Source organism: Pseudomonas sp. 2,4-D (assembly GCF_030418155.1).
Taxonomy (GTDB): Bacteria; Pseudomonadota; Gammaproteobacteria; order Pseudomonadales; family Pseudomonadaceae; genus Aquipseudomonas; species Aquipseudomonas alloputida.
This window is the reverse complement of record NZ_JAUHUI010000013.1, coordinates 80,254-106,087: the sequence shown is the minus strand read 5'-3', so window position 1 is coordinate 106,087 and position 25,834 is coordinate 80,254. Positions and strand designations below refer to the sequence as shown.

The 25,834-nt window shown below is 64.0% G+C and carries 18 protein-coding genes; 9 read left to right on the top strand and 9 right to left on the bottom strand.

Annotated elements, in window-relative coordinates; translation table 11 throughout:
- Window positions 1–40 precede the first annotated feature (40 nt).
- Entirely contained in the window at window positions 41–487 is a 447-nt protein-coding gene (gene rnhA / locus QYE47_RS12290; protein ID WP_003251460.1) for a ribonuclease HI, read from the bottom strand.
- Window positions 488–502: 15 nt separating this feature from the next.
- Window positions 503–1,276 (bottom strand): class I SAM-dependent methyltransferase, encoded by a 774-nt coding sequence (locus QYE47_RS12285; RefSeq protein ID WP_014590302.1) that lies wholly within the window; start codon window positions 1,274–1,276, stop codon window positions 503–505.
- A gap of 85 nt (window positions 1,277–1,361) precedes the next feature.
- Between QYE47_RS12285 and gloB the strand changes: the two genes are divergently transcribed.
- The 7 genes from gloB (at window position 1,362) to QYE47_RS12250 (ending at window position 11,255) form a co-directional block, all read left to right on the top strand.
- A complete protein-coding gene (gene gloB / locus QYE47_RS12280) occupies window positions 1,362–2,141 on the top strand; it encodes a hydroxyacylglutathione hydrolase (protein WP_014590301.1) in 780 nt (259 codons plus the stop codon).
- Between the two features lie 100 nt (window positions 2,142–2,241).
- A complete protein-coding gene (locus QYE47_RS12275) occupies window positions 2,242–3,669 on the top strand; it encodes a lytic transglycosylase domain-containing protein (RefSeq protein WP_014590300.1) in 1,428 nt (475 codons plus the stop codon).
- 219 nt (window positions 3,670–3,888) lie between these two features.
- Window positions 3,889–5,718, top strand: a complete 1,830-nt coding sequence (locus QYE47_RS12270) for an extracellular solute-binding protein (protein WP_041166876.1) — start codon at window positions 3,889–3,891, stop codon at window positions 5,716–5,718.
- Window positions 5,715–7,550: an extracellular solute-binding protein gene (locus QYE47_RS12265; protein WP_014590298.1), complete on the top strand. Its 1,836-nt coding sequence runs from the start codon at window positions 5,715–5,717 to the stop codon at window positions 7,548–7,550. Before QYE47_RS12270 ends, QYE47_RS12265 begins: the two co-directional genes overlap by 4 nt.
- Before the next feature lies 1 nt (window position 7,551).
- The gene (locus QYE47_RS12260) at window positions 7,552–8,625 is read left to right on the top strand and encodes a microcin C ABC transporter permease YejB (RefSeq protein ID WP_014590297.1); all 1,074 of its coding nucleotides are present in this window, start codon (window positions 7,552–7,554) and stop codon (window positions 8,623–8,625) included.
- Window position 8,626: 1 nt separating this feature from the next.
- Entirely contained in the window at window positions 8,627–9,646 is a 1,020-nt protein-coding gene (locus tag QYE47_RS12255; RefSeq protein ID WP_014590296.1) for an ABC transporter permease, read from the top strand.
- 1 nt (window position 9,647) lies between these two features.
- On the top strand, window positions 9,648–11,255 hold the full coding sequence (locus QYE47_RS12250) for an ABC transporter ATP-binding protein (RefSeq protein ID WP_014590295.1): 1,608 nt from the start codon (window positions 9,648–9,650) through the stop codon (window positions 11,253–11,255).
- Between the two features lie 123 nt (window positions 11,256–11,378).
- Here QYE47_RS12250 and QYE47_RS12245 read toward each other — a convergent pair whose 3' ends face one another.
- On the bottom strand, window positions 11,379–13,568 hold the full coding sequence (locus QYE47_RS12245) for a TonB-dependent siderophore receptor (RefSeq protein ID WP_014590294.1): 2,190 nt from the start codon (window positions 13,566–13,568) through the stop codon (window positions 11,379–11,381).
- Window positions 13,569–13,759: 191 nt separating this feature from the next.
- Here QYE47_RS12245 and QYE47_RS12240 point away from each other — a divergent pair, with 191 nt between their 5' ends.
- Together QYE47_RS12240 and QYE47_RS12235 are read left to right on the top strand one after the other, a co-directional pair.
- The gene (locus QYE47_RS12240) at window positions 13,760–16,690 is read left to right on the top strand and encodes an aminotransferase (RefSeq protein WP_014590293.1); all 2,931 of its coding nucleotides are present in this window, start codon (window positions 13,760–13,762) and stop codon (window positions 16,688–16,690) included.
- A 71-nt stretch (window positions 16,691–16,761) separates the two neighbouring features.
- The gene (locus QYE47_RS12235) at window positions 16,762–17,667 is read left to right on the top strand and encodes a LysR family transcriptional regulator (RefSeq protein ID WP_014590292.1); all 906 of its coding nucleotides are present in this window, start codon (window positions 16,762–16,764) and stop codon (window positions 17,665–17,667) included.
- Between the two features lie 57 nt (window positions 17,668–17,724).
- Here QYE47_RS12235 and QYE47_RS12230 read toward each other — a convergent pair whose 3' ends face one another.
- The 6 genes from QYE47_RS12230 to kdpF all read right to left on the bottom strand — a co-directional run bounded on the left by QYE47_RS12230 (window position 17,725) and on the right by kdpF (window position 25,634).
- Entirely contained in the window at window positions 17,725–18,420 is a 696-nt protein-coding gene (locus tag QYE47_RS12230) for a response regulator (RefSeq protein ID WP_014590291.1), read from the bottom strand.
- Window positions 18,417–21,071: a sensor histidine kinase KdpD gene (locus QYE47_RS12225; RefSeq protein ID WP_014590290.1), complete on the bottom strand. Its 2,655-nt coding sequence runs from the start codon at window positions 21,069–21,071 to the stop codon at window positions 18,417–18,419. The genes QYE47_RS12230 and QYE47_RS12225 overlap by 4 nt, the downstream gene beginning before the upstream one ends.
- 143 nt (window positions 21,072–21,214) lie before the next feature.
- A complete protein-coding gene (gene kdpC, locus QYE47_RS12220) occupies window positions 21,215–21,766 on the bottom strand; it encodes a potassium-transporting ATPase subunit KdpC (RefSeq protein ID WP_014590289.1) in 552 nt (183 codons plus the stop codon).
- A 10-nt stretch (window positions 21,767–21,776) separates the two neighbouring features.
- Window positions 21,777–23,831 (bottom strand): potassium-transporting ATPase subunit KdpB, encoded by a 2,055-nt coding sequence (kdpB, locus tag QYE47_RS12215; RefSeq protein WP_070383608.1) that lies wholly within the window; start codon window positions 23,829–23,831, stop codon window positions 21,777–21,779.
- A gap of 9 nt (window positions 23,832–23,840) precedes the next feature.
- Window positions 23,841–25,535 carry a potassium-transporting ATPase subunit KdpA gene (gene kdpA / locus QYE47_RS12210; RefSeq protein ID WP_014590286.1) on the bottom strand — a complete coding sequence of 565 codons (1,695 nt, stop codon included), beginning with the start codon at window positions 25,533–25,535 and terminating at the stop codon, window positions 23,841–23,843.
- 9 nt (window positions 25,536–25,544) lie between these two features.
- Entirely contained in the window at window positions 25,545–25,634 is a 90-nt protein-coding gene (kdpF, locus tag QYE47_RS12205) for a K(+)-transporting ATPase subunit F (RefSeq protein ID WP_041166875.1), read from the bottom strand.
- Window positions 25,635–25,834 lie beyond the last annotated feature (200 nt).

Below are 25,834 nucleotides of genomic sequence, written 5' to 3'. Positions count from 1 at the left end.
CAACTTGCATCCGTTACAAAGGCCGCAATTGTACCCCAGCTCAACGCTGGGCGCGTACCTCATCGACCCCACGGTTGGCCAGCTGGTCGGCGCGTTCATTGCCGGGGTGGCCAATATGGCCGCGCACCCACTTCCAGGTTACCTTGTGGCGGTTGACCTGCTCATCGAGCTGCTGCCACAAGTCAGCGTTCTTCACCGGCTCCTTGGCGGCGGTCTTCCAGCCGCGCTTCTTCCAGTTGACCATCCATTCGTTGATGCCCTTCATCACGTACTGCGAGTCCGTGGTCAGCACCACCTCGCATTCACGCTTGAGCGACATGAGGCCCTGGATCGCGGCCATCAGCTCCATGCGGTTGTTGGTGGTCTCACGTTCGCCGCCCCACAGTTCCTTCTCGACGCCCTTGTAGATCATCAGCACGCCCCAGCCACCCGGGCCAGGGTTGCCCTTGCAGGCACCATCAGTAAACATCTCGACGCTATCGCTCATGTACCACTCTTGAATTCAGTGCTTGTCAGTTTCGGGGTTGGCTACGGTGCGGTTGACCTTCGCCAGTGGCAGCGGCAGCAGCTTGCCCATCGGCTCGCGACGTTCCGGCCGCAAAGGCCGCAGGCCTACCACCATCTTGCGCGCCACCAGCAGGTACACCCCGCCACCGGAGCCCTGCCAGCCGCCGGCCAGTCGTTCCCAGCCCTCCAGGCGTTGCTGCCAGGCCGGTGAGGCAAGCGGCGGACGATAGCACCCGAAGCGACGTTTCTCCAGCGCGAAGCCCAGCAGGTTGAGCCAGTCGCCCACCCGTGACGGCGAGATGCAGCGCGCCTTGCGCAGAGCACCGTGACTGAAGAAATGGCGCATGCCCCAGCTGCTCCAGGGGTTGATCCCCACGATCAGCAGGTGCCCGCCCGGGCGTACGGCACTGGCGGCCTCGCGCAGCAGGCCATGGGGTGACAGGCAGAAGTCCAGGCCATGCTGCAGCACCACCACGTCGGCAGCGTGCTCGCTCAACGGCCAGGCCTGCTCTTCGCAGACAATCTCCACACCCGGCAAGGGCGCACCAAGGCGCACGTTACGCTGCACCTGGGGGGCTCTGGGCGGTGGCTCGGCGCAGGGCCCGTAATGCACGAGATAGCCGCCAAAGAAGCGCCCGAGCTCTTCTTCCAGCAGTTTGTCCTCCTCCTTGAGCATCAGTTGCCCAAGTGGGCCGTTGAACCACTCACGGGCCAGGCTGATCAGCTCGACCCAGTCCGGGTCGGCCTGGGCAAAGGCTTGGTCGGTCATTGCGCTCTCCCTCGAAGGTTCTCCCACCGCGCCATCGCGGCTAAGATGCCCTCATGTGCCACGCTAGGCGAATCGGATCCGCACCATGATACAGATCGAAGCTCTCCCCGCTTTCTCCGACAACTACATCTGGTTGTTACAGGATACTGCCAAACGCCGTTGTGCGGTGGTCGACCCGGGCGATGCCGGCCCAGTGGAGCGCTGGCTGGCTGCCAACCCGGAGTGGGTGCTGAGCGACATCCTCGTCACCCACCACCACAATGACCATGTCGGCGGGGTGGAACGGCTCAGGCAATTGACCGGCGCACGGGTCTGTGGCCCTGCCAACGAGCGCATTCCCGGCCGCGACCTGGCCCTGGACGAAGGCGACAGGGTGGACGTACTGGGTGTGACGTTCCAGGTACTGGCGGTACCCGGCCACACCCTGGGGCATATCGCCTTCTTCAGCGACCAGCCAGCAACGCCCATCCTGTTCAGTGGCGACACCCTGTTCGCCGCCGGTTGCGGGCGCATGTTCGAGGGTACACCCGAACAGATGCAGCCCGCCCTCGCCCGCCTGGCGGCCCTGCCAGAGCAGACACAAGTGTACTGCGCCCATGAATACACCCTCAGCAACCTGCGCTTCGCCAAGGCTGTGGAACCGACCAACCCGCACGTTCAGCAACGCTTCGAGGACGTTACCCGTTTGCGCGCCGAAAATCGCATCAGCTTGCCCTCAACGATCGGCCTGGAGCGCCTGACCAACCCCTTTCTGCGTACCTCTGAAACATTAGTTAAACAAAAAGCAGACGAATGGAAGGGACATTCAAACACCTCGCATGTCGCTGTTTTTGCTGCCTTGAGGTCTTGGAAGGACACCTTCTGATAACCGCAAGATATATCGCAAGTGAGGGTAGAAGGTTGACCGGGGCCGGAGCGGTTTCTAGAATCGCCGAAATTTTTCGCCCGGATACCCGTGTCAGCCGATGTCTTCCCGTAGCCGCAGAACCTCTCATTCCGCCGCCCTGACGCGCCTGGCCCAAATCAGCGCGCTGGCCCTGGCCGCCACGCTGGTGGGCTGCCAGAGCACCCGTCAGCTCGACGAATCCGATAGCGTTCGCGCGCACAACTACCAGGCACGGATCAAGCACAAACCTTCACCGCTGCTGGTCAAGCCGGCCGAACAGGCGCCGCAGGATGTCTGGGAGCGCATGCGCCAGGGCTTCGCCCTGCAGGACAGCATCGACGTCAACCCGCGCATCGAGCAGCAGCGCTTGTGGTTCGCCAGCAACCCGACCTTCATCGAAAGCGCCGGGGAACGTGGCAGCCTCTACCTGCACTACATCGTCGAGCGCCTTGAAGAACGCGACATGCCGCTGGAACTGGCCCTGCTGCCAGCCATCGAAAGTGCCTACAACCCCATGGCCTACTCACGCGCCAGCGCTGCCGGCATGTGGCAGTTCATGCCGGCTACCGGTCGCCACTTCAACCTGCGCCAGACCAACTTCTATGACGGCCGCCGCGATGTCACCGCGTCGACCAACGCCGCGCTGGACTACCTGACCCGCCTGCACGACATGTTCAACGGCGACTGGCTGTTGGCCCTGGCGGCCTACAATGCCGGCGAAGGCACCGTCAGCCGAGCCATCGAGCGCAACGAAAGGCTCGGCCTGCCGACCGACTACTGGAACCTGCCGCTGCCACAGGAAACCCGCGACTACGTGCCCAAGTTGCTGGCACTGTCGCAGGTGGTGTCCACGCCAGAAGCCTATGGTGTCAATCTTACCCCGATCGCCAACGAACCGTACTTCGAAGCGGTGGCGATCAATGACCGCCTGGACCTTACCCGGGTCGCGGCCTTTGCCAACATCGACGAGGACGAGCTGATCCAGCTCAACCCGGCATTCAAGAAGCGCATGACCGTCGATGGCCCGAAACAGCTGCTGGTGCCCACCGCCAAGGCGCAGTTGCTCAGTGCCAGCCTGTCCAACCTCAACCCGGAGCAACTGGTCAGCCTGCAACCGCCGAAAGCAGCGTTTGCCCGGGCCGTGGCCGAAGCCAAGGCACCGACGGCGCGCAGCTACCGGGTCAAGCGTGGCGATAACCTGAGCGCCATCGCCAAGGCCAACCGTGTGTCGGTCAAGGACATCAAGCGCTGGAACCGTTTGTCCGGCAACAGTCTGCGTGCTGGCCAGGTTCTGGCCCTGCGCGGCGGCAGTGCACCGAGCGCCGCCGGCAACCGGGTTGCCGCCTCCGGAAAGCGCTCCACGCAATACAAGGTCCGCAAGGGCGACTCCCTGTACCTGGTGGCCAAGCGCTTCAATGTGGAAATGAAGCACCTCAAGCGTTGGAACCCACGCAGCGGCCATGCCCTCAAGCCAGGCCAGACCCTGACCGTCTACCTCGGGCATTGAGTCGTTACAGGGGCTGCTTTGCAGCCCATTCGCGGGCACGCCCGCTCCCACAGGTTTTTCACAGCCCTCAAAGCCGGTGCCGTACCTGTGGAAGCGGGCGTGCCCGCGAATAGGCCTGAAAACCCAGCCACTGGAAAACCCAGCCCCTCTCTTTTTCCAACCCCACCAAGCTGTTACTGTACTCGATCAAAGCCCAACGCCTCTGGATCGGATGCCGACTTGATACGTCCCCTCCTGCTGTCACTCAGCCTGGCCTTGAGCTTTCCCGCAGCCGCGATGGTGAGCGAAAGCCACGGATACGCGCAGTTCGGCACGCTCAAGTACCCAGCCACCTTCACCCACTTCGACTGGGTCAACCCGCAAGCGCCCAAGGGCGGCACGTTGCGGGCCATGGCTTTTGGTACCTTCGACACGCTCAACCCCTACACCTTCAAAGGGTCGAGCCCGATTACCACGCCCAATTTCCAGCAGTACGGCATCAGCGAGCTGAACGAGCCACTGATGGTCGGCACGGGCCAGTACGACCCGTCCGGTGACGAGCCGACCTCCAGCTATGGCCTGATCGCCCGCTCGGTGGAGTACAGCGAGGACCGCAGCTGGGTGGTGTTCAACCTGCGCCCCGAAGCCCGCTGGCATGACGGCCAGCCCATCACCTCGGCTGACGTGGCCTTCTCGTACCGCACGCTGCTCAAGGATGGCCACCCGATCTACCGCACCAACCTGCAGGAAGTGCAGCGGGTGGACATCCTCGGCCCGCTACGCATCCGCTTCGTGTTCAAACGCGCCGGCAACCCGCTGCTGATCCTGCGTCTGGGCGAAATGCCGGTGCTGCCCAAACACTACTGGCAGAAGCGCGACTTCAAGGCCACCACCTTCGAGCCCCCCTTGGGCAGCGGGCCCTACCGCATCACCCAGGTACAACCCGGACGACGCCTGGTGTTTGAACGGGTGAAGAACTACTGGGGCAAAGACCTGGCGGTCAACCGTGGCAAGTACAATTTCAATCGGGTCGAATACGAGTTCTATCGTGACGCGACGGTGGCCTTCGAAGCATTCAAGGCCGGCGAGTTCGACATCTATATCGAGCATCAGGCAAAAAACTGGGCCAACGGTTACAACTTCCCTGCCGTGCGCCGGGGTGAAGTGATCAAGGCACAAATCCCGCACAGCATCCCCACGCAAACACAGGGCCTGTTCATGAACAGCCGCCGGGCCGCGTTCAGTGACCCGCGGGTACGCCAGGCGCTGGGGCTGATGCTGGACTTCGAGTGGACCAACCGCGCGCTGTTCAGCAGCGCCTACCGCCGCTCGACCAGCTACTACCCCAACAGCGAGTTCGCCGCCAGCGGCCTGCCCACCGGCAAGGAGTGGCTGCTGCTGGCGCCGTTCCGTGACCAGTTGCCGGCCAAGCTGTTCAGCGAACCGTACAAGGTCAGCCACACCGATGGCCGGGGTATCAGCCGCCAGACCCTGCGCCAGGCCCTGGGCCTGCTCGCCGAGGCCGGCTGGAAGCTGCACGGCCAGCGCCTGGTCGACAGCAAGGGCCAGCAATTGCGCATGGAACTGCTGCTGGTAAATCCCAACCTTGAACGCATCCTGCAACCTTATGTCGAAAACCTGTCCAGCATCGGCATCGATGCGCGCTTGCGCACCGTGGACCGTGCCCAGTACAAACAACGCCTGGACCAGTTCGATTTCGACATGATTCTGATGACCCTGAACCAGACCCTCAGCCCCGGCCTCGAACAGTGGCTGTACTTCCATTCCAGCCAGGCCGTGACAAAGGGCAGCAAGAACTATGCTGGGGTCAAGGACCCGGTGGTCGACCACCTGCTCGACACCCTGCTCGCCGCCCGCACCCGCGATGACCAGGTCGCCGCTGCCCGCGCCCTGGACCGCGTGCTCTCATGGCACTACTACATGATCCCCAACTGGTACCTCGACAACCATCGCCTGGCCTACCGCAACCGGTTCGCCTTCGTCACCACGCCGCCCTACACCCTTGGGCTGAACAGCTGGTGGATCAAGACTTCGGAGAAAGCCCAATGACGCCAACGCACCGTCTGCGCCGGCTGGCAGGCAGCCTGTTGCTCGCCTGCCTGAGCCTTCCCGCGCTGGCCGCACCGCAGCACGCGCTCACCCTTTACGATGAGCCACCCAAGTACCCCGCCGACTTCAAGCACTTCGACTACGTCAACCCGGATGCGCCCAAGGGCGGCACCTTCCGCCAGTCCAGCTTCGGCGGCTTCGACAGCCTCAACCCGTTCATCAACAAAGGCGTGGCGGCCGAGAACATCGGCATTATCTACGACACCCTGATGCGCCAGAGCCAGGATGAACCGTTCACCGAATACGGCCTGGTGGCCGGCAAGATCGAAAAGGCCCCGGACAACAGCTGGGTGCGCTTCTACCTGCGCCCTGAAGCGCGCTTCCATGATGGCCATCCGATGCGCGCCGACGACGTGGTGTTCACCTTCAACGCCCTGATCAAGGACGGCGCCCCGCTGTACCGCCAGTACTACGCCGACGTCGCCGAAGTGGTCGCCGAAGAACCGCTGAAGGTGCTGTTCAAGTTCAAGCACAAGAACAACCGCGAGCTGCCACTGATTCTCGGCCAGCTGCCGGTACTGCCCAAGCACTGGTACGAAAACCGCGAGTTCAACCGCGGCAACCTGGAAATCCCGTTGGGCAGCGGCCCGTACAAGGTCGCCAAGGTCAAGGCCGGGCGCTCGGTGCGCTACGAACGGGTCAAGGACTACTGGGCCAAGGACCTGCCCATCAACCGCGGCTTCTACAACTTCGATGCCATGACGTTCGACTCCTACCGCGACACCACCGTCGCCCTGGAGGCCCTCAAGGCCGGGGCATTCGACTATGGCCTGGAAGTCAGTGCTAAGAACTGGGCCACCGCCTACAACGTGCCCGCCGTGCGCGAAGGTCGCCTGATCAAGGAAGAGCTGCCCAACGGCAACCCCACCGGTATGCAGGGCTTCATTTTCAACATCCGCCGCCCGGTGTTCCAGGATGTGCGTGTGCGCCAGGCCCTGAGCCTGCTGCTGGACTACGAGTGGACCAACAAGCAGCTGTTCAACGGCGCCTACACCCGTACCGGCAGCTACTTCGAGAACTCGGAAATGGCCGCCCGCGGCCTGCCCAGCCCCAACGAGCTGAAAATCCTCGAACCACTGCGCGGCAAAGTGCCCGAGCAAGTATTTACCGAGATCTTCCACAACCCGGTCAGTGACGGCAGCGGCATGATCCGCGAGCAACAGCGCCAGGCCTACAAGCTGTTGCAGGAAGCCGGCTGGAAAATCGTCGACGACAAGATGGTCGACGCCCAAGGCAAGCCGGCAAGCATCGAGTTCCTGCTGGCGCAGACCGAGTTCGAACGCATTCTGCTGCCGTTCAAGCGCAACCTTGCCGACCTCGGTATCGAGCTGAACATTCGCCGCGTCGACGTTTCGCAGTACATAACCCGCCTGCGCTCGCGTGACTACGACATGATCGTTGGCGGCTACCCGCAATCCAACTCGCCAGGCAACGAGCAGCGCGAGTTCTGGTCCAGCGCCGCCGCCGACAACCCCGGCAGCCGCAACTTCATCGGCCTGCGCGACCCGGCCATCGACCAACTGGTGGACCAGTTGATCAACGCCGACTCTCGGCAGAGCCTGATCGACCACTGCCGCGCCCTCGACCGCGTGCTGCTGTGGGGCTATTACGTGATTCCCAACTGGCACATCAAGACCTGGCGTGTGGCCTACTGGAACCACATCGGCCACCCGAACGTGTCGCCCAAGTACGACATCGGCATCGACACCTGGTGGATCAAGCCCGATGTAACCCCGGCGGTCAGCGAAGCGACTGCGGACGAGGCCAATTAAGATGCTGGCCTACATCCTGCGCCGCCTGCTGCTGATCATTCCGACCCTGTTCGGCATCCTCATCATCAACTTCATCATCGTCCAGGCCGCCCCCGGTGGCCCGGTCGAGCAAATGATCGCCAAGCTCGAAGGCTTCGAAGGCGCCACCAGCCGCATTGCAGGTGGCGGCGCCGAGGTTTCCGTGGCCGGCTCCAGCTACCGCGGCGCCCAGGGCCTGGATCCGGCGCTGATCGCTGAAATCGAGCGCATGTACGGTTTCGACAAGTCGCCGCCCGAGCGCCTATGGATCATGGTCAAGAACTATGCCCGGCTGGACTTCGGCGACAGCTTCTTCCGCGACGCCAAGGTGATCGACCTGATCGCCGAGAAGATGCCGGTTTCGATCTCGCTGGGGCTGTGGAGCACGCTGATCATGTACCTGGTGTCGATCCCGCTGGGGATCGCCAAGGCCGTGCGCCACGGCAGCCACTTCGACGTGTGGACCAGTTCGGCGATCATCGTCGGCTACGCCATCCCGGCGTTCCTGTTCGCCATCCTGCTGATCGTGCTGTTCGCCGGTGGCAGCTACTTCGACTGGTTCCCGCTGCGTGGCCTCACCTCCAACAACTTCGACGAACTGAGCACCACCGGCAAGGTGCTGGACTACTTCTGGCACCTGGTGCTGCCGATCACCGCGCTGGTCATCGGCAACTTCGCCACCATGACCCTGCTGACCAAGAACAGCTTCCTCGACGAAATCAACAAACAGTACGTGGTCACCGCCAAAGCCAAAGGCCTGAGCCGATCACGGGTGCTGTACGGCCACGTGTTCCGCAACGCCATGCTGCTGGTGATCGCCGGTTTCCCTTCGGCGTTCATCGGCATCTTCTTCACAGGCTCCTTGCTGATCGAGGTGATCTTCAGTCTCGACGGCCTCGGCCTGATGAGTTTCGAAGCGGCCATCAACCGCGACTACCCGGTGGTCTTCGGCACCCTGTTCATCTTCACCCTGCTGGGGCTGGTGGTGAAACTGATCGGCGACCTGACCTACACCTTGGTCGATCCGCGCATCGACTTTGCCAGCCGGGAGCACTGACATGGCCTTGTCCCCCCTCAACCGCCGGCGCTTCGAGCGTTTCAAGGCCAACCGCCGTGGCTGGTGGTCGTTGTGGCTGTTCCTGATTCTGTTCGGGCTGAGCCTGGGCGCCGAACTGATCGCCAACGACAAACCGATCGCCGTACGTTACGACGGTGAATGGTACTTCCCGGCGTTCAAGCGTTACCCGGAAACCACCTTCGGCGGGGAATTCCCGCTGGAAGCCAACTACAAGAGCCCCTACATCCGCGAACTGCTGGCGAAGAAAGACAGCTTCGTGCTGTGGGCGCCCATTCCGTTCAGCTACCAGAGCATCAACTATGACCTGCGTGTCCCCGCCCCCGCCCCACCTTCGGCGGACAACTGGCTGGGCACCGACGATCAGGGCCGCGACGTGCTGGCGCGGGTGATCTACGGCTTCCGCATTTCGGTTCTGTTCGCCCTCACCTTGACCGTGGCCAGCTCCATTATTGGCGTCATAGCAGGCGCCCTGCAGGGGTTCTACGGTGGCTGGGTCGACCTGGCCGGGCAACGCTTTCTGGAAATCTGGTCCGGCCTGCCTGTGCTGTACCTGCTGATCATCCTGGCCAGCTTCGTGCAACCCAACTTCTGGTGGCTGCTGGGCATCATGTTGCTGTTCTCGTGGATGAGCCTGGTGGATGTGGTACGCGCCGAGTTCCTGCGCGGGCGCAACCTGGAATACGTGCGCGCCGCCCGTGCACTTGGCATGCGCAACGGCGCAATCATGTACCGGCACATCCTGCCCAACGCCATGATCTCGACCATGACCTTCATGCCGTTCATTCTCACCGGTGCCATCGGCACCCTCACCGCCCTGGACTTCCTCGGCTTCGGCCTGCCCGCCGGTTCGCCCTCGCTGGGCGAACTGGTGGCGCAGGGCAAGTCCAACCTGCAAGCGCCATGGCTGGGCATCAGCGCCTTTGCCGTGCTGGCGCTGATGCTGAGCCTGCTGGTGTTCATCGGCGAATCCGCCCGCGACGCCTTCGACCCGAGGAAGTGACATGAGTGAACAGAACCTGATCGAAGTGCGGGACCTGGCCGTGGAGTTCGTGACCGGGGACCAGGTCAACCGGGTGGTGGACGGCGTCAGCTTCGATATTCGCAAAGGCGAGACACTGGCCCTGGTGGGCGAAAGTGGCTCGGGCAAATCGGTCACCGCGCACTCGATCCTGCGCCTGCTGCCCTATCCCCTGGCCCGGCACCCCAGCGGCAGCATCCGCTACGAAGGCAAGGACCTGCTGCAGCAGAACGAGAAGACCCTGCAGCGCATTCGCGGTAACCGCATTGCGATGATCTTCCAGGAGCCGATGACCTCACTCAACCCGCTGCATTGCATCGAGAAGCAGATCAACGAAATCCTCCTGCTGCACAAGGGCCTGACCGGCAAGGAAGCGACTGCGCGCACCCTGGAGTTGCTGGATATGGTCGGCATTCCAGAGCCGCGCAAGCGCCTCAAGGCCCTGCCCCACGAATTGTCGGGCGGGCAGCGCCAGCGGGTAATGATCGCCATGGCGCTGGCCAACGAGCCCGAGCTGCTGATTGCCGACGAGCCGACCACGGCGCTGGATGTGACCGTGCAGCTGAAGATACTCGAGCTGCTCAAGGAATTGCAGGCACGTATGGGCATGGCCCTGTTGCTGATCAGCCATGACCTGAACTTGGTACGCCGCATCGCTCACCGCGTGTGCGTGATGCAGCGTGGGCAAATTGTCGAGCAAGCCGAATGCGCCACGCTGTTCAGTTCGCCACAGCACCATTACACCCAGATGCTGATCAATGCCGAACCCAGCGGGCTGCCGGCGCACAATCCGGTGGGCGCGCCGTTGCTGGAGGTGGATGACCTCAAGGTCTGGTTCCCGATCAAGAAGGGCTTTCTGCAACGCACGGTCGACCATGTGAAGGCGGTGGACGGGGTCAACTTCAGCTTGCCCCAGGGCCAGACGCTGGGCATTGTTGGCGAATCCGGGTCGGGCAAGTCCACATTGGGCCTGGCTATCTTGCGGCTGATTTCCAGCCAGGGCGGCATTCGCTTTCATGGGCAGAACCTCGAAGGGCTGAACCAGAAAGCCGTGCGACCCTTGCGGCGGGAAATGCAGGTGGTGTTCCAGGACCCGTTTGGCAGCCTGAGCCCGCGCATGTGCGTAGCGGATATCGTCGGCGAAGGGTTGCGCATTCACGGTATTGGCAATGCGCAGGAACAGGAAGCGGCGATCATCGCGGCGCTGGAGGAAGTGGGGCTGGACCCGCGCACGCGGCATCGCTACCCGCATGAGTTTTCGGGTGGCCAGCGCCAGCGCATAGCGATTGCCCGGGCGCTGGTGCTGAAGCCGGCGCTGATTCTGCTGGATGAGCCCACCTCGGCGCTGGACCGTACCGTACAGCGGCAAGTGGTCGAGCTGCTGCGTAATCTGCAGCAGAAGTACAACCTGACCTACTTGTTCATCAGCCATGACCTGGCAGTGGTCAAGGCGTTGAGCCACCAATTGATGGTGATCAAGCATGGGCATGTGGTAGAGCAAGGGGACGCGCAGGCAATCTTCCATGCGCCGCAGCATCCCTATACGCGGCAGTTGCTGGAGGCGGCGTTTTTGGAGGTTGAGGATTTGTAGGAGAAGGGTGTGTGTTCGCCTTGATTCTTGCGGCGCTCGATCTACGCAACACCGCAAAACCCAAGGCAGGTGCCCTGACGCAATCGGGCGTAGAACACCTGGAGATTACGTACGCCCGGGTTATCAGAAATCAATGGTCCCGGAGAACTTCACCAGTCGCGGGTCACCCTGGGTCAGGTAACCGCCGTTAGCCGAAGCCCAGTAGTTCTTGTCGGTCAGGTTCTCCACATTCACCCGCAAGGTCAGGTCTTTCTCCGCTACCTTCAACTTGTAGCGGGCACCGGCATCGAAACGGTTCCAGGTCGGCAGACTGACATTGTTCGCCGCATCGACGAACTGGCCACCGGTGCGCAGCATCCTTGCATTCAGCGCCAGACCCGACACGCCGGGCACGTCCCAGTCGACGCTGGCATTGAGCTGGAACGTCGGCACGCCGATGGCATGGTTGCCATCGTTGCTGCCGTTAGCGGTATTTTTCTGCTCCGAGGTCATGCGCGTGCCGCCGGCCATCAGGCGTAAGCCCTGGACCGGCTCGCCGAACACACTCAACTCCAGGCCTTTGTTGACCTGCTCGCCGTCGCGAATGAAGACATTGTTCAAGGTGTAGCCGTCCGAAGGCTTCTCGATACGGAACACGGCCAGGTTCGCACCAAAGGTCTGTCGGTCGAACTTGATACCAGCCTCAAGCTGCTTGGTGCGGCCTGGCGGGAACATCTCGTTGGCGTTCGACACATTGGCTGGCGCCGTCGGCCCCTGCGCCAGGCCTTCGATGCGGTTGGCATACAAGGAAATGCTGTCGGTGGCCTTGAAAACGATGCCATAGACCGGTGTGGTGATGGACTCCTCGTACGGGTCGCCTTTGCGGCTGCCGTCATTCGCCAGGTTGGGCTGCCCTTGGGAAACAGTGCCATCGTAGGTGTAGCTTTCCACCCGCAGTTGCTGCCGTCGCAAGCCGTAAGTCAGCAGCAGGCGGTCATCGAAGACGCCAATGGTGTCGGAAATCGCGATGCTCCGCGCGCGAGTCTTGCCGGTGACACCAGGGTCACCCATGTCGCCACCCGTGCTGGTGACCGTGCCCGGCTTGGCCTGCTGCACGGTGTCGTAAATGTTGGTGTTGATTGGCGAATAGAAGATGTAGGCGTTTTCCGCCTGGGTCCACATGGTATTGGCCCCCACGGCGATCTGGTGGCTGATCGGCCCGGTCTGCAGCCGCCCATTCAGGCCGGTACTGAAGCTGGTGTTGTCTTCGCCGTGCACGATGTCCGAAGCGGTCATCGTCGCTGCGCCGCTGTTGCCGACCAGTACCGGCGTGCCGTAGGTACCATGCTCGCGCGTGTGACGGGCGCCGCCGGCGAGGTAGGCGGTCCAGTTGTCGCTCAGGTCCCATTCGCCACGAACCATGCCGAAGGTATCTTCCGACTCACTGTAACTCCAGTTCTGGCCATAGTTGTGACTGGCATCCGGGGCGGTCGGGGCCTTGGTCGCGGTGCTGCCCAGGCGCACCGAATTGCGCAGGTGGTTGATGCGCTGTTTCTGGTAGCCGATATCAGTCGACACGCGGAAGTTGTCGCCGCGGTAGTCCAGGCCAGCGGTGAACAGCTTGGTGCGCTGGTCCTGGTCGTCGACGGCGGTTTCACCTTCGCGCTGGCTGAGGTTCAGGCGCGCGCCGAAGCGGTTGTCCTCACCGAAGCGCTGGCCGATATCCAGGTGCTCGCCAATGCGGCCATCAGAGCTGATGTCCTGGGTATAGCGGCGGGTCGGCTCATCGCCGGCGCGCTTGGGCTGCAGGTTGACGTTGCCGCCCAGGCCGGTGCCAGTCGGGCTTACGCCATTGAGGAAGGCATTAGGCCCCTTGAACACTTCGACCCGCTCGACGCCGTCGGTGGACATGATCTGTCGCGGCAAGATGCCGTACAGGCCATTGAATGAAATATCGTCGCCAGCCAACGGCAAACCACGGATCACGAACACTTTGGACTGGTTGCCGAAGCCGAATGATTCACGCACCGAAGGATCGTTGGCCAAAACGTCACCGATATCCTCCGCCTGTTGGTCCTCGATCACCTTGGCGGTATAACTGGTCATGGTAAACGGCACATCCATGTAGTCCTGGTTACCCAGCACGCCCATCCGCCCGCCACGGGCAACCTGGCCTCCGGCAAACTCGTCCGGTAACGCGTCGGGCCGCGCTTTCAACGCATCGGCGCTGACATCGGTCGCCTCCAGCTGGATCGGCTCGGCAGCCTGCGCCATCAGGGTTACGGAACAGCAGATCGCCAGTAATGCGGGGCGTGAGGGAATACGGGAAGGCATTTGTAAATTCCTGACAGCGCTGAGGAAGTGAAACTAAATGTAAATGGTAATGCTTACCAAACACAAACATCAACCCATGTACGTGGCAAAGGGCTGCCATTTATCAGGATTTCTGATCACGATCGTCTTTCATCATCAGCCAGATCGGGCATACAGTCGCTGCTGTCACCCCTGCTCCAACGGTAGAGCCCATGCCCAGTCAACAACAAAAAAACGTCTCCCCTGCCCTCGAGCAGCTGATCCAGCGCGCCAGCCTGCCAGGCCCCACGCTCAGCGAAGCCCAGGCGCATGCCTTGCTGCAGATGCACTACGGCGTTGCCGGTGGGTTGTCGGCATTGGGCAGTCAGCAGGACCTGAACTTCCGGGTCGACACGGCTGAAGGGCAGTTCGTGCTCAAGGCCTGTCATGGCAGCTACGCCAAGGTGGAGCTGGAGGCGCAGCATGCCGCCCTCGCCTACCTGCGTGAGCACGGCCTGTCGGTGCCCGCAGTACGTGCGGCGCACAGCGGCGAAAACTTGCTGGCCGTGGAGGTTGATGGCCAACCGCTGCGGGTACGCCTGCTCGACTACATCGACGGTCAACCGTTGACGCGTCTCAAGCACATGCCGGCGCAGTTGATGGCCGAAATGGGCAGGCTGTGCGCGCGGCTCGACAGCGCCCTGGCCGATTTCGACCACCCCGGCCTTGCGCGCACCCTGCAGTGGGACCCGCAACACGCCCAGGCGTTGATCCAGCATCTGCTGCCCGTCCTGCACAACACCGAGCAACGCGTCCGCATCGAACACGCCACCCGCGTCGCCGGCGAACACCTCGCACCGCTGGTTGATCGGCTGCCAAGCCAGGCCGTGCACCTGGACATTACCGACGACAACACCGTCTGGGCCCGTGATGGCGAGCGCCAGTGGCAGTTGCAAGGGGTGATCGACTTCGGCGACCTGCTGCGCACCTGGCGCATCGCCGACCTGTCGGTGACCTGCGCGGCGCTGCTGCACCACGCCGAAGGCGACCCGCTGCGGATCCTGCCGGCAATCAGCGCCTACCAGGCGCTCAACCCGCTGACCGACGCCGAACTGCGTGCCTTATGGCCTCTGGTACTGAACCGCGCGGCAGTGCTGGTGCTGAGCAGTGCGCAGCAACTGGCCGTGGACCCGGGCAACCAGTACACCCGCGACAACGTCGCCCATGAGTGGGAAATCTTCGACACCGCCACCGCCGTGCCTTTCGCGCTAATGCAAGCGGCCATCCTGCAGGCTGCCGGCCTGCAGCCCGCCACGCCGGACCTGACCGGCTGCGCGCCGCTGCTGCCCGAACTTGCGGGGCAACCGGTGACGCGCGTGGACCTCGGCGTACTCAGCGAGCATTGTGAAGCGGGCAACTGGGAGCAACCCGGCTTCGACCAACGTCTATTAACCCTGCACCCTGCCCCAGCCTGCAGCCTGCACGGGCAGTATCGCCTGTCGCAAACCCATATCGACCGCCCCGACGAACCCGCCACCTGCGCCCTTGGCGTCGAGCTGCATGTGCCCAACGGCAGCCAGGTGCAAGCGCCGGCAGCCGGCACCTGGCTGCACCGCGGCGACGGCCGGGGCTGCTTGCGCACCCCGCATTGGGCTTTGTGGCTGCAAGGCCTGGAAGACGCACCGGCAGACGGCCAGGCCGTGGAAAAGGGCCAGTTCCTGGGCAGCAGCTGCGGCTTCCTCAGCGTGCAGTTGTGCCTGGACAATGGCATCCATCCGCCGCGCTTCGCCACGCCTTCACAAGCCGCCGCCTGGCTGGCCCTGTGCCCGTCACCGGCCGCCCTGCTGGGCTTCGATTGCGATGCCGAGCCGCTACCCGATCCGCAAGCGCTGCTGGCCCGCCGCGATGCCAGCTTCGCCCGCTCGCAGAAGCACTACTACGCGCAACCGCCGCACATTGAGCGTGGCTGGCGCAACTACCTGATCGACATGCAAGGCCGTTCCTATCTGGACATGCTCAACAACGTCGCAGTGCTGGGCCATGGCCATCCACGCATGGTTGCCGAGTCGGCGCGGCAGTGGTCGCTGCTGAACACCAACTCGCGCTTCCATTACGCAGCAATCACCGAATTCTCCGAGCGCCTGCTGGACCTGGCCCCCGAAGGTTTCGACCGGGTGTTCATGGTCAACAGCGGCACAGAGGCCAACGACCTGGCGATTCGTCTGGCCTGGGCCTACAGTGGCGGGCGCGACCTGCTCAGTGTGCTGGAGGCCTACCACGGCTGGTCGGTGGCCACCGATGCCATCTCCACGTCGATCGCCGACAACCCGCAAGCCCTGGAAACCCGACCGGACTGGGTACACCCGGTCGAAGCACCGAACACCTTCCGCGGTCGTTTCCGCGGGGCCGAAAGCGCCGCCGACTACCTGCAGGACGTCGACGCCAAGCTGGCTGACCTCGACGCCCGTGGCCGTCAGCTGGCGGGCATCATCTGCGAACCGGTGTACGGCAATGCCGGCGGTATCTCGCTGCCCGCAGGCTACCTGCGCGCAGCCTATGCCAAGGTCCGCGCGCGCGGCGGGGTGTGCATCGCCGACGAAGTGCAGGTGGGTTATGGCCGCCTGGGCGAGTACTTCTGGGGCTTCGAGGAACAGGGCGTGGTGCCGGACATCATTACCATGGCCAAAGGCATGGGTAACGGCCAGCCACTGGGCGTGGTCATCACCCGTCGCGAAATCGCCGAGGCGCTGGAGGCCGAGGGCTACTTCTTCTCCTCGGCCGGTGGCAGCCCGGTCAGTTGCCGCATCGGCATGGCGGTGCTGGATGTCATGCAGGAGGAAGGTTTGTGGGACAACGCCCGTGACACCGGGCGCTACTTCAAGGCACGCCTGCAGGCGCTGGTCGACAAGCACCCGCTGGCCGGAGCGGCACATGGCTCGGGCTTCTACCTGGGGCTGGAACTGGTGCGCGACCGCACCACCCTGGAGCCGGCCACCGAAGAAACCATGATGCTGTGCAATCGCCTGCGTGACCTGGGCATCTTCATGCAGCCGACCGGCGACTACCTGAACATCCTCAAGATCAAGCCACCGATGTGCACCAGCCGGGCGAGCGTGGACTACTTTGTCGATTGTATTGATCAGGTACTGGGTGAAGGGCTGTAGGGATTGTGAAGCTGGCCGATGAGTGTTCATACTTTTCGGCCACAACGTTCCCGTCATCAGGTTTACTGACAATGGCCTTTACCAGCGACTCCCTGGCGATTTTCCTCGCGGTGCTCGATGCCGGCTCGTTCTCCGCCGCCGCCCGCAAGCTGGGCCGTGTGCCTTCAGCCGTGAGCATGGCAATCGCCCAACTGGAAGCGGAACTGGACCTGCCCCTGTTCGACCGGGCCACGCGCAAAGCCTTGCCCACCAACGCCGCCCTGGCGCTGGAGCCCCAGGCCAGGCAGGTCATCTGCCAACTCAACCTGCTGGATGCCCAGGCCCTGCAATTGCACAAAGGCCTGGAAAAGCGCCTGACCATCGCCATGGCGCCTGAGTTGCAGACCGGCCCCTGGAACCAACCGCTGGAAATCCTCGCCCAGGCATTTCCCAGCCTGGAAATCGAGGTACGCTCGGCCACCCAGACCGAAGCCATTCGCCTGCTGCATGACGGCAGTGTGCAATTGGCCCTGGTGTTCGAACGGCCCGGCATCGATGAGCGCGAGTCATTCCTCGAGGCCGGCAGCCAACTGCTGGTGGCCGTTGCCTCACCGCGCCATCCAGCCGGGCAGAACAGCGGTACGCCATTGCCTGAAGAGGCCTTTGCCGAACAACGGCAGATCATCGTGGCTTCGGGCAAGGCCACCGGGTCGGACCCGCGCATGGTGCTGTCCCGGCGCATCTGGTTGACCGATAGCTACCTCGCCACGCTGGACCTGGTGCAGTCCGGGCTGGGCTGGGCCTACCTGCCGCAGCCATTGGTCGAACCGCTGATTGCCTCGGGCGCACTGGCCGAGGTGCGCTTCGACAACATGGCCAGCCGCCTGCGCTTGTGGGTAGACATCATCTGGATCAAGTCGCGCCCGTTGGGCCTGGGCGCGCGACGCTACCTGGAAGTCATGCGCCAGCTGTTCGAGAAGGAGCCCCCCAGGGCCTGATATCCCTTGCGCGCGTCCAGACCCGGCAGGTGGTCGCCCGGCCCTTTGGGCTGGGGGTTATGCTGTCGGCGCCACCAACCTGTAGCCAACCCCCGCCTCAGTAATGATGAACCGCGGCGCCGTGGGGTCATCGCCCAGCTTCTGTCGCAGATGCCCGACCACAATGCGCAGGTAGTGGGTATCCTCCGCATGGGTCGGCCCCCAGATATCCTTGAGCAACTGCTGCTGGGTAATCACCCGCCCGGGGTGCCCGGCCAATAGCGCCAGCAAAGCATACTCCTTGCGTGTCAATGCCACCTCCACACCCTCGAGCGTCACCCGGCGGAAGGCAAAATCCACCGTCAGCGGCCCAAAGCTGGCCGCCACTTCCGAGCCGCCGGCTTGTGGCACCTGGCGCAGCAACGCCCGCACGCGGGCGAGAAACTCCTGGATACCGAACGGCTTGGTCACATAGTCATTGGCGCCACCATCCAGCGCATCGACCTTCTGCACTTCACTGGCACGTACCGACAACACCATCACCGGCACTGCACTCCATTCGCGCAACTCACGCAGTACCTGCTGGCCGTCCATGTCCGGCAGCCCCAGGTCGAGCACCACCAGATCCGGCTTGCCCAGTGCCGCCTGGGCCAACCCTTCGGCACCGGTGGCGGCCTCCAGCACCTTGTAGCCTTGCGAGGCCAGGCTGATACGCAGGAACTTGCGGATCTGCGGTTCATCGTCGATGACCAACAGGGTGGCGGACTGACTCATGGGGTTTCGCTTTCGGCTTCAGGTTGAGGAGGCAGCGGCAAGCATAGAGTGATGCTGGTGCCTTGGCCATCAATGCCTTCGCCTACCAGAATCTGCCCGCCATGGGCACCGATCATGCCCTGGCAGATAGCCAGGCCCAGCCCGGTACCCTGCCCGCCGCGGTCGCCACGGGCGGCGGTGTAGAACATGTCGAAGATTTTCTCGCGGTCGGCTTCGGGAATGCCGGGGCCCTGGTCGCTGACGGTCAAGCGCAGTTGGTCGTCATGCACCGACACCTGAAGCTCAAGCCGACCATTGGCCGGCGAAAAGCGTGCGGCGTTTTCCAGCACGTTGACCAGTGCCTGCTCGATCAACGCCGCATGCACGAACAGCAATGGCAGCTCGGCCGGCACGTCCGTGTGCACACGCAGCGGCGCCAGCACCACCCGCAGGCGGTTGAGCGCACTGCCGACGATATCCGCCGGGGCCACCCAGTCGCGGGCCAGCTTGAGGCCGCCATGGCCCAGGCGGGTCATGTCCAGCAGGTTCTGGATGTAGCGATCGAGGCGTTCAGCCTCGTTGCGGGTGCCCTCCAGCAGCTCGCGGCGGTCTTCAGCCGGGATCGCATCGCCCAACGCCAGCAGGCTGTCGATGCTGCCACGCATGGCGGTCAACGGCGTGCGCAAGTCATGGGATACGGAAGCCAGCAGGGCGCTGCGCAGTTGCTCGGTTTCGCCGTGCAGGCGTGCGGCTTCCAGCTGTTCGGCCAGGCGTGCGCGGGCCAGGGCCTGGGCCAGGGGCTGGCCTAGGGCGGTAAGCAGGCGCCGGCGTGGGTCGCTGAGCGGCTGCCCGTTGCGCGGGCGCACGCCCAGCAGCGCCAGCGGCTGATCGTCCACCGCCAATGGCCACCACCACCAACGGCCATTTGGCAAGGTATCGCTGCCGTGGCCGGCGGCCTGCCCATGCTGCCAGGCCCAATCGGCAGCCGCCCGTTCGGTGTCGCTGAAGGTGCAGGCTTCCCCGCTGGCCACTTGCAACTGGCCCTCGGCGTTGCGCTCCAGCAAGCACACCTGGGCGTCCTGCCAGCCGTCCAGGTGCTGGCCGGCAGCCTTGAATATGGCTTGGCGGTCGGTGGCTACCGTCAACCGGCGAGACAGGTCGAGCAACTGGCTGGTCTGCGCCTGGGTCTCGCGCAGCGCCTGCAATTGGCGACGCTGGCGCGCGGCCAGGTTGCCGGTGAGCGCGGCCATCAACAGAAAGAACACCAAGGTCAGCACGTCTTCTTCGCGCTGGATGGTGAACGAGAAGTTGGGCGGTATGAACAGGAAGTCATAGACCAGGAACGACAGCGCGGCGCAAGCAAGCGCAGGTCCCAGGCTACTGCGCACCGCGACCAGCAACACCGCCGCCAGGAACACCAGCGAGATATTGGGCAACGCGAGCACACTGGACACCGCCCAGGCCAGACCCGCAGCCATCACGGTGGCCAGCAGCGCCAGCAGGTAATGACGCCACACCCACACCCGCCGCACGGCTGAACGCGGCGCTGGCGGCTGCACGTCGCGGTCCAGCACGTTGATTTCCAGACCACGGCTTTCGCGCAGCAGCCGCGCCGCCACACCCGCGCCGAACAAACGCCGACGCAGGCGGTTGCGGGACTGCCCGACCAGCACCAGGCTGGCCCGCCGCTCGACCGCATGCTGGATCAGCGTACGGGCCACTTCCCCAGCACGCAGCAGCACCACCTCCCCGCCCAGCCGCTCGGCCAGTTGCTGCGCGGCTTGCAAACGATGCCGTGCGGTTTCGTCACGCAGGCGGCCGTTGTCCACATGCACCAGGCTCCAAGGCAGATGACGGCGCTGGGCCACGCGGCTGGCATGGCGCACCAGGCGTTCGGCCTGATCGTCACCGTCTATGCCCACCAGCAACCGGCCGCGCAAGGCCGGCGCCTCCTGGCCGCGCTGACGATAGCCGTGGGCCAGGTCGGCATCGACCTGAGCAGCGGCGGTCTGCATGGCCAGCTCGCGCAGGGCGGTGAGGTTGGTTTGCGAAAAGTACGCATCGATGGCCGCCCTAGCCTGCTCGGGCACGTACACCTTGCCTTCACGCAGGCGTTCGAGCAGCTCTCGCGGAGGCAGGTCGATCAGCACCAGCTCGAACGCTTCCTGCAGCACCCAGTCCGGCAGGGTCTCGCGCACTTGCACGCCGGTAATGTCGCGGACCTTGTCGTTGAGGCTTTCCAGGTGCTGGACGTTGACCGTGGTGTACACGTCGATGCCCGCGGCCAAGAGTTCTTGGACATCCTGCCAGCGTTTGGCGTGGCGGCTGCCGGGGGCGTTCGTGTGGGCCAGTTCGTCCACCAGGGCCAAGGCCGGCGCGGCACGCAGCAGGCCGTCGAGGTCCATTTCCTCAAGGGTGACGCCACGGTACTGGCTGCGCAGCAAGGGCTGCTGATGCAGCCCACCGAGCAACGCTTCGGTTTCCGCGCGGCCATGGGTTTCGACCACCCCGGCCAACACCTGCACGCCCTGGCGTTGCTGGGCGTGTGCGGCCTGGAGCATGGCGAAGGTCTTGCCGACGCCGGGGGCAGCACCGAGGAACACCTTCAGCCGGCCCCGGCCGGTGCGTGGGAGGTTGGCCAACAGCGCATCGGCGCGGGCGGAGTCACTCATGTTTCATCCTTTGCTTTTTCCAGCAGTCGGCCACTTCAGGGAAAGCCCCCTTAATTTGTAGGAGCGGGTTTACCCGCGAATACGTCAGTGGCACCACCACCGCATTCGCGGGTGAACCCGCTCCTACAGGCTTCCTGCCAGCGTTACCTGGCGAGCTTTTCCAAGGCCTGGTTCAACGCCAGCACGTTGACCACCGGCGGGCCGATCAATGGGTGGAGGGTGGCCTGTTCCAGCAAGGCTTGCAAGCGCTCTACCGGCAGCTGCCGTGCCGCCGCCACCCGCGGGATCTGATAGGCCAAGGCCTCCGGTGGCAAGTGCGGGTCCAGGCCGCTGCCCGAGGTGGTCAGCAGCGCCTGCGGCACTGGCCCCTGCTGCGCCTGATACAACGTGGCCGCATCGCCCTTTACCCGCTCAGCCAGCGCCGGGTTGCTCGGCGACAGGTTGCTGGCGCCGCTGGCCACGGTCGCGTAGGCACCTGCCGAGGGCCGCGAGTGGAACCAGCCATCGCCCTGGAAGTCCTGGGCGATCAGTGCCGAACCCCGCACCTGGCCTTGCGCATCGCGTACCAGGCTACCGTTGGCCTGGTTCGGAAAAGCGACTTGGGCAATACCGGTCACCGCCAGCGGATACAGAGCGCCCGTCACCAGGGTCATCAACAAAGCCAGGCTCAATGCCGGGCGTAGATAAGCAGTCATGGCGGCCTCCTCAGACCAGGTTCAGGGCGTTGAGCAGCAGGTCGATCAGCTTGATCCCGGCAAACGGCACCACAATGCCACCCAGCCCGTAGATCATCAGGTTGCGCCGCAACAGGTGCGCCGCACTGGCCGCCTGCACGCGCACCCCACGCAGCGCCAGCGGGATCAGCACGATGATGATCAGCGCGTTGAACACGATCGCCGACAGGATGGCGCTCTGCGGGCTGGCCAGTTGCATCAGGTTGAGCACACCCAGTTGCGGGTAGATGGCAGCGAACAGCGCCGGCAGGATGGCGAAGTATTTGGCCACGTCGTTGGCAATGGAGAACGTTGTCAACGCACCGCGGGTGACCAGCAGCTCCTTGCCGACCTGGACTACGTCCAGCAGCTTGGTCGGGTCGCTGTCCAGGTCGACCATGTTGGCGGCCTCACGCGCAGCCTGAGTGCCGTCGTTCATGGCCATGCCTACGTCAGCCTGGGCCAGTGCCGGGGCGTCGTTGGCACCGTCGCCACACATGGCAACCAGGCGGCCTTCATTCTGCTCCTGGCGAATGCGCGCGAGCTTCTTCTCGGGCGTGGCCTCGGCCAGCACGTCATCGACCCCCGCTTCGGCGGCGATGGCGGCCGCAGTCAACGGGTTGTCGCCGGTCACCATGACCGTGCGGATGCCCAGCTTGCGCAGCTCGGCGAAGCGCTCGCGGATACCAGGTTTGACCACGTCCTTGAGGTGGATCACACCCAGCAAGCGCTTGTCGACGCACACCAGTAACGGGGTGCCGCCACTCTGCGCGATGCGTTCGACTTCACGGGCCAGCGCCGCCGGCATTTCCAGGCGTTGCATACCGACGAATGCCAGCACCGCATCGACGGCGCCCTTGCGGTAGCGGTGCTGTTCGAAGTCGATGCCCGACAGGCGTGTCTCGGCACTGAAAGCCACCGCTTCGAACTGCCCGGCAGGCGGGTCGACGAAGTCATGCAACTGGCGCAGGTATTCGACAATCGACTTGCCTTCGGCGGTGTCGTCGGCCAGCGAGGCCAGCAATGCGCCCTCCCCCAGTTCCTTGGCGGTAATGCCCGGTGCAGCATGCAGTGCGCTGCAGCGGCGGTTACCGAAGGTGATGGTGCCGGTCTTGTCGAGCATCAGCGTATGCACGTCCCCGGCCGCCTCGACGGCGCGGCCCGAGCGGGCAATGACATTCAGCCGTACCAGCCTGTCCATGCCGGCGATACCGATGGCCGACAGCAGGCCGCCGATGGTGGTCGGGATCAGCGTCACCAGCAACGCGGCCAGGAAGATCAGCGGCAGGCTGCCACCCACGAAGTGGGCGAACGGCTGCAAGGTCACCACCACGATCAGGAAAATCAGGGTCAGGCCGATCAGCAGGATGTCGAGGGCGATTTCGTTCGGGGTCTTCTGCCGCTTGGCACCTTCGACCAGGGCGATCATCCGGTCCAGGGTCGACTCGCCGGGGTTGCTGGTGATGCGGATAAGCAGCCAGTCGGAGACCAGCCGCGTATTGCCGGTCACCGCCGAGCGGTCGCCACCTGATTCGCGGATTACCGGTGCGGATTCGCCGGTAATGGCGGCCTCGTTGACGGCCGCGATGCCTTCAATCACCTCACCGTCGCCGGGGATCACTTCGCCGGCGACCACGCGGACCACGTCGTCCTTGCGCAGCGCACTGGCAGCCACCGTCTCGTAGCTGCCATCACGCAGACGACGCTGGGCGGTCAGGCCCTGGCTGCCGGCCTTGAGGCTGTCGGCGCGGGCCTTGCCACGGCCTTCGGCCAACGCCTCGGCGAAGTTGGCGAACAACACGGTGAACCACAGCCACAGGGCAATCTGTACCGCAACGCCGGTGCTCACGCCGCCGCCGGGGGCAAAACACAGCACGGTGGTCAGCACCGCGGTCAGGGCCACCACCAGCATTACCGGGGAGCGCTTGAGCTGACGCGGGTCGAGCTTGACGAACGCCTGCACCAGCGCCGGGCGCCACAGCGCGGCGAAGCGGGTCTGGTCCTTGGCACTGTGCCGGCTATTCACTTCAGGAATGGGCATGTTCATGATCGGTCCTCAAAAACCCAGGCTAAGGTGTTCGGCGATTGGCCCAAGGGCCAGGGTCGGCAGGAAGGTCAGGCCACCGACCAGCAGGATGGTCACCAGCAGCAAGCCGGTGAACAGCGGGCCGTGGGTCGGGAAGCTGTTCTGCCCCAGCGTCGCGCTTTTTTTCGCCGCCAGGCTGCCGGCCAACGCCAGTATCGGCAGGATGTAGCCGAAGCGGCCGATGAGCATGGCCAGGCCGATCATCAGGTTGTGGTACACGGTGTTGGCGCCAAACCCGGCAAAGGCCGAGCCGTTGTTGGCCGAGCCCGAGGTATAGGCGTACAGCAACTGGCTGAAACCATGCGCCCCCGGGTTGGTGACCGCCCCGGCCGGGCCGGGCAGGCTGGCGGCGATGGCGCCAAGTACCAGCACGCCAACCGGCATCACCAGCAGGGTTGCCACCAGAAGCTGCACTTCACGGGCCTGCAGCTTCTTGCCCAGGTATTCCGGGGTACGGCCAATCATCAGCCCGGCCAGGAACACCGCGATAAGGACAAACAGCAGCATGCCGTAGAGGCCCGCGCCGACGCCGCCGAATATCACCTCGCCGACCATCATGTTGACCATCGCCACCATACCGGTCAGCGGGTTCAGGCTGTCGTGCATGGCATTGACCGAACCGTTGGAGGCGGCGGTGGTGGTGACCGCCCACAGCACCGAACCGGTGGTACCGAAGCGGCTTTCCTTGCCCTCCAGAGGGGCGGTCTGTTGCACCTGCGCGCTTTCCAGGGCCGGGTTCGGCTGATGCTCGGACCACAGCGCCGTGCTGCCACCGATCAGGAACAGGGCAAGCATGCAGGCGAGGATGGCGCGGCTCTGACGCAGGTCCTTCACGTAGTGACCGAAGGTGAACACCAACGCCACCGGAATGAGGATGATCGATGCCACCTCGAACAGGTTGCTCCAGGCCGTTGGGTTTTCGAACGGGTGCGCCGAGTTGACGCCGAAGAAGCCACCGCCATTGGTACCCAGCTGCTTGATGGCGATCTGGCTGGCGGCCGGCCCCAGCGGAATGGTCTGGTCGGCACCTTGCAAAGTCAGCGCGTGGGCGTAGTCGGCAAAGGTCTGTGGTACGCCCTGCCATACCAGCAGCAGCGCCAGCAGCAAGCACAGCGGCAGCAGGCCGTAGAGGGTGGCACGGGTCATGTCGACCCAGAAGTTGCCCAGCGTCGTCGCGCTGCGCCGGGCGATACCGCGGCACAGGACAACCAGCACGGCCAGGCCGGTGGCAGGGCTGACAAAGTTCTGCACGGTCAGACCAAGCATCTGGCTCAGGTAGCTGACCGACGCCTCACCGCTGTAGGCCTGCCAGTTGGTGTTGGTAACGAAACTGACGGCGGTGTTGAACGCCAGTGACCATTCCTGGCCAGGCAGGTGCTGAGGGTTGAGTGGCAGGTAGCCCTGCAACAGCAGCACGGCGAACAGCAGCAGGAAACCGACCAGGTTGAACGCCAACAGGGCCAGGGCGTATTGCCGCCAGTTCTGCTCCTGGCTGGCGTTCACACCCGCCAGCCGGTAACAGCCCTGCTCGACCGGCCCCAGCACAGGGGTCAGCCAGGTACGCTGGCCTTCCATGACCTTGTAGTAGAACCGCCCGAGCCAGGGTGCAGGTAGCAGCACGATGGCAAAGAATGCCAAGAGCAAGGCGAAATCGTAACTGTGCATGGCCGCTCCCTAGCTGCGATCGGCGCGCAGCAGCGCCACCAGCAGATAAAACGCCAATGCCACTGCCAGTAGCAGTGACAGCCAGTCGAGCATGTTCATGTGTGGATCTCCCCGTGTTACGGCTTGGGCCGCTTTGGGGAAATTGTCCGAGGGAGAGACGTAAAGGGGCGAGATCGGGGGGTGGGGGTGGGTATAAAGAATGCGTAAAAATCAGCGTTCTTCGCGGGCACGCCCGCTCCCACAGGTACTGCACAGCCTTCAAGGCCTGTGTGGTACCTGTGGAAGCGGGCAAGCCCGCG

Coding starts and splice junctions, on each gene's coding strand:
- kdpC (WP_014590289.1), bottom strand. CDS start 21,766: ATGACTGCTTATCTACGCCCGGCATTGAGCCTGGCTTTGTTGATGACC.
- rnhA (WP_003251460.1), bottom strand. CDS start 487: ATGAGCGATAGCGTCGAGATGTTTACTGATGGTGCCTGCAAGGGCAAC.
- QYE47_RS12285 (WP_014590302.1), bottom strand. CDS start 1,276: ATGACCGACCAAGCCTTTGCCCAGGCCGACCCGGACTGGGTCGAGCTG.
- QYE47_RS12265 (WP_014590298.1), top strand. CDS start 5,715: ATGACGCCAACGCACCGTCTGCGCCGGCTGGCAGGCAGCCTGTTGCTC.
- QYE47_RS12245 (WP_014590294.1), bottom strand. CDS start 13,568: ATGCCTTCCCGTATTCCCTCACGCCCCGCATTACTGGCGATCTGCTGT.
- QYE47_RS12225 (WP_014590290.1), bottom strand. CDS start 21,071: ATGAGTGACTCCGCCCGCGCCGATGCGCTGTTGGCCAACCTCCCACGC.
- QYE47_RS12275 (WP_014590300.1), top strand. CDS start 2,242: ATGTCTTCCCGTAGCCGCAGAACCTCTCATTCCGCCGCCCTGACGCGC.
- QYE47_RS12235 (WP_014590292.1), top strand. CDS start 16,762: ATGGCCTTTACCAGCGACTCCCTGGCGATTTTCCTCGCGGTGCTCGAT.
- gloB (WP_014590301.1), top strand. CDS start 1,362: ATGATACAGATCGAAGCTCTCCCCGCTTTCTCCGACAACTACATCTGG.
- QYE47_RS12250 (WP_014590295.1), top strand. CDS start 9,648: ATGAGTGAACAGAACCTGATCGAAGTGCGGGACCTGGCCGTGGAGTTC.
- kdpF (WP_041166875.1), bottom strand. CDS start 25,634: ATGAACATGCTCGACTGGCTGTCACTGCTACTGGCAGTGGCATTGGCG.
- QYE47_RS12230 (WP_014590291.1), bottom strand. CDS start 18,420: ATGAGTCAGTCCGCCACCCTGTTGGTCATCGACGATGAACCGCAGATC.
- kdpA (WP_014590286.1), bottom strand. CDS start 25,535: ATGCACAGTTACGATTTCGCCTTGCTCTTGGCATTCTTTGCCATCGTG.
- QYE47_RS12240 (WP_014590293.1), top strand. CDS start 13,760: ATGCCCAGTCAACAACAAAAAAACGTCTCCCCTGCCCTCGAGCAGCTG.
- QYE47_RS12260 (WP_014590297.1), top strand. CDS start 7,552: ATGCTGGCCTACATCCTGCGCCGCCTGCTGCTGATCATTCCGACCCTG.
- kdpB (WP_070383608.1), bottom strand. CDS start 23,831: ATGAACATGCCCATTCCTGAAGTGAATAGCCGGCACAGTGCCAAGGAC.
- QYE47_RS12255 (WP_014590296.1), top strand. CDS start 8,627: ATGGCCTTGTCCCCCCTCAACCGCCGGCGCTTCGAGCGTTTCAAGGCC.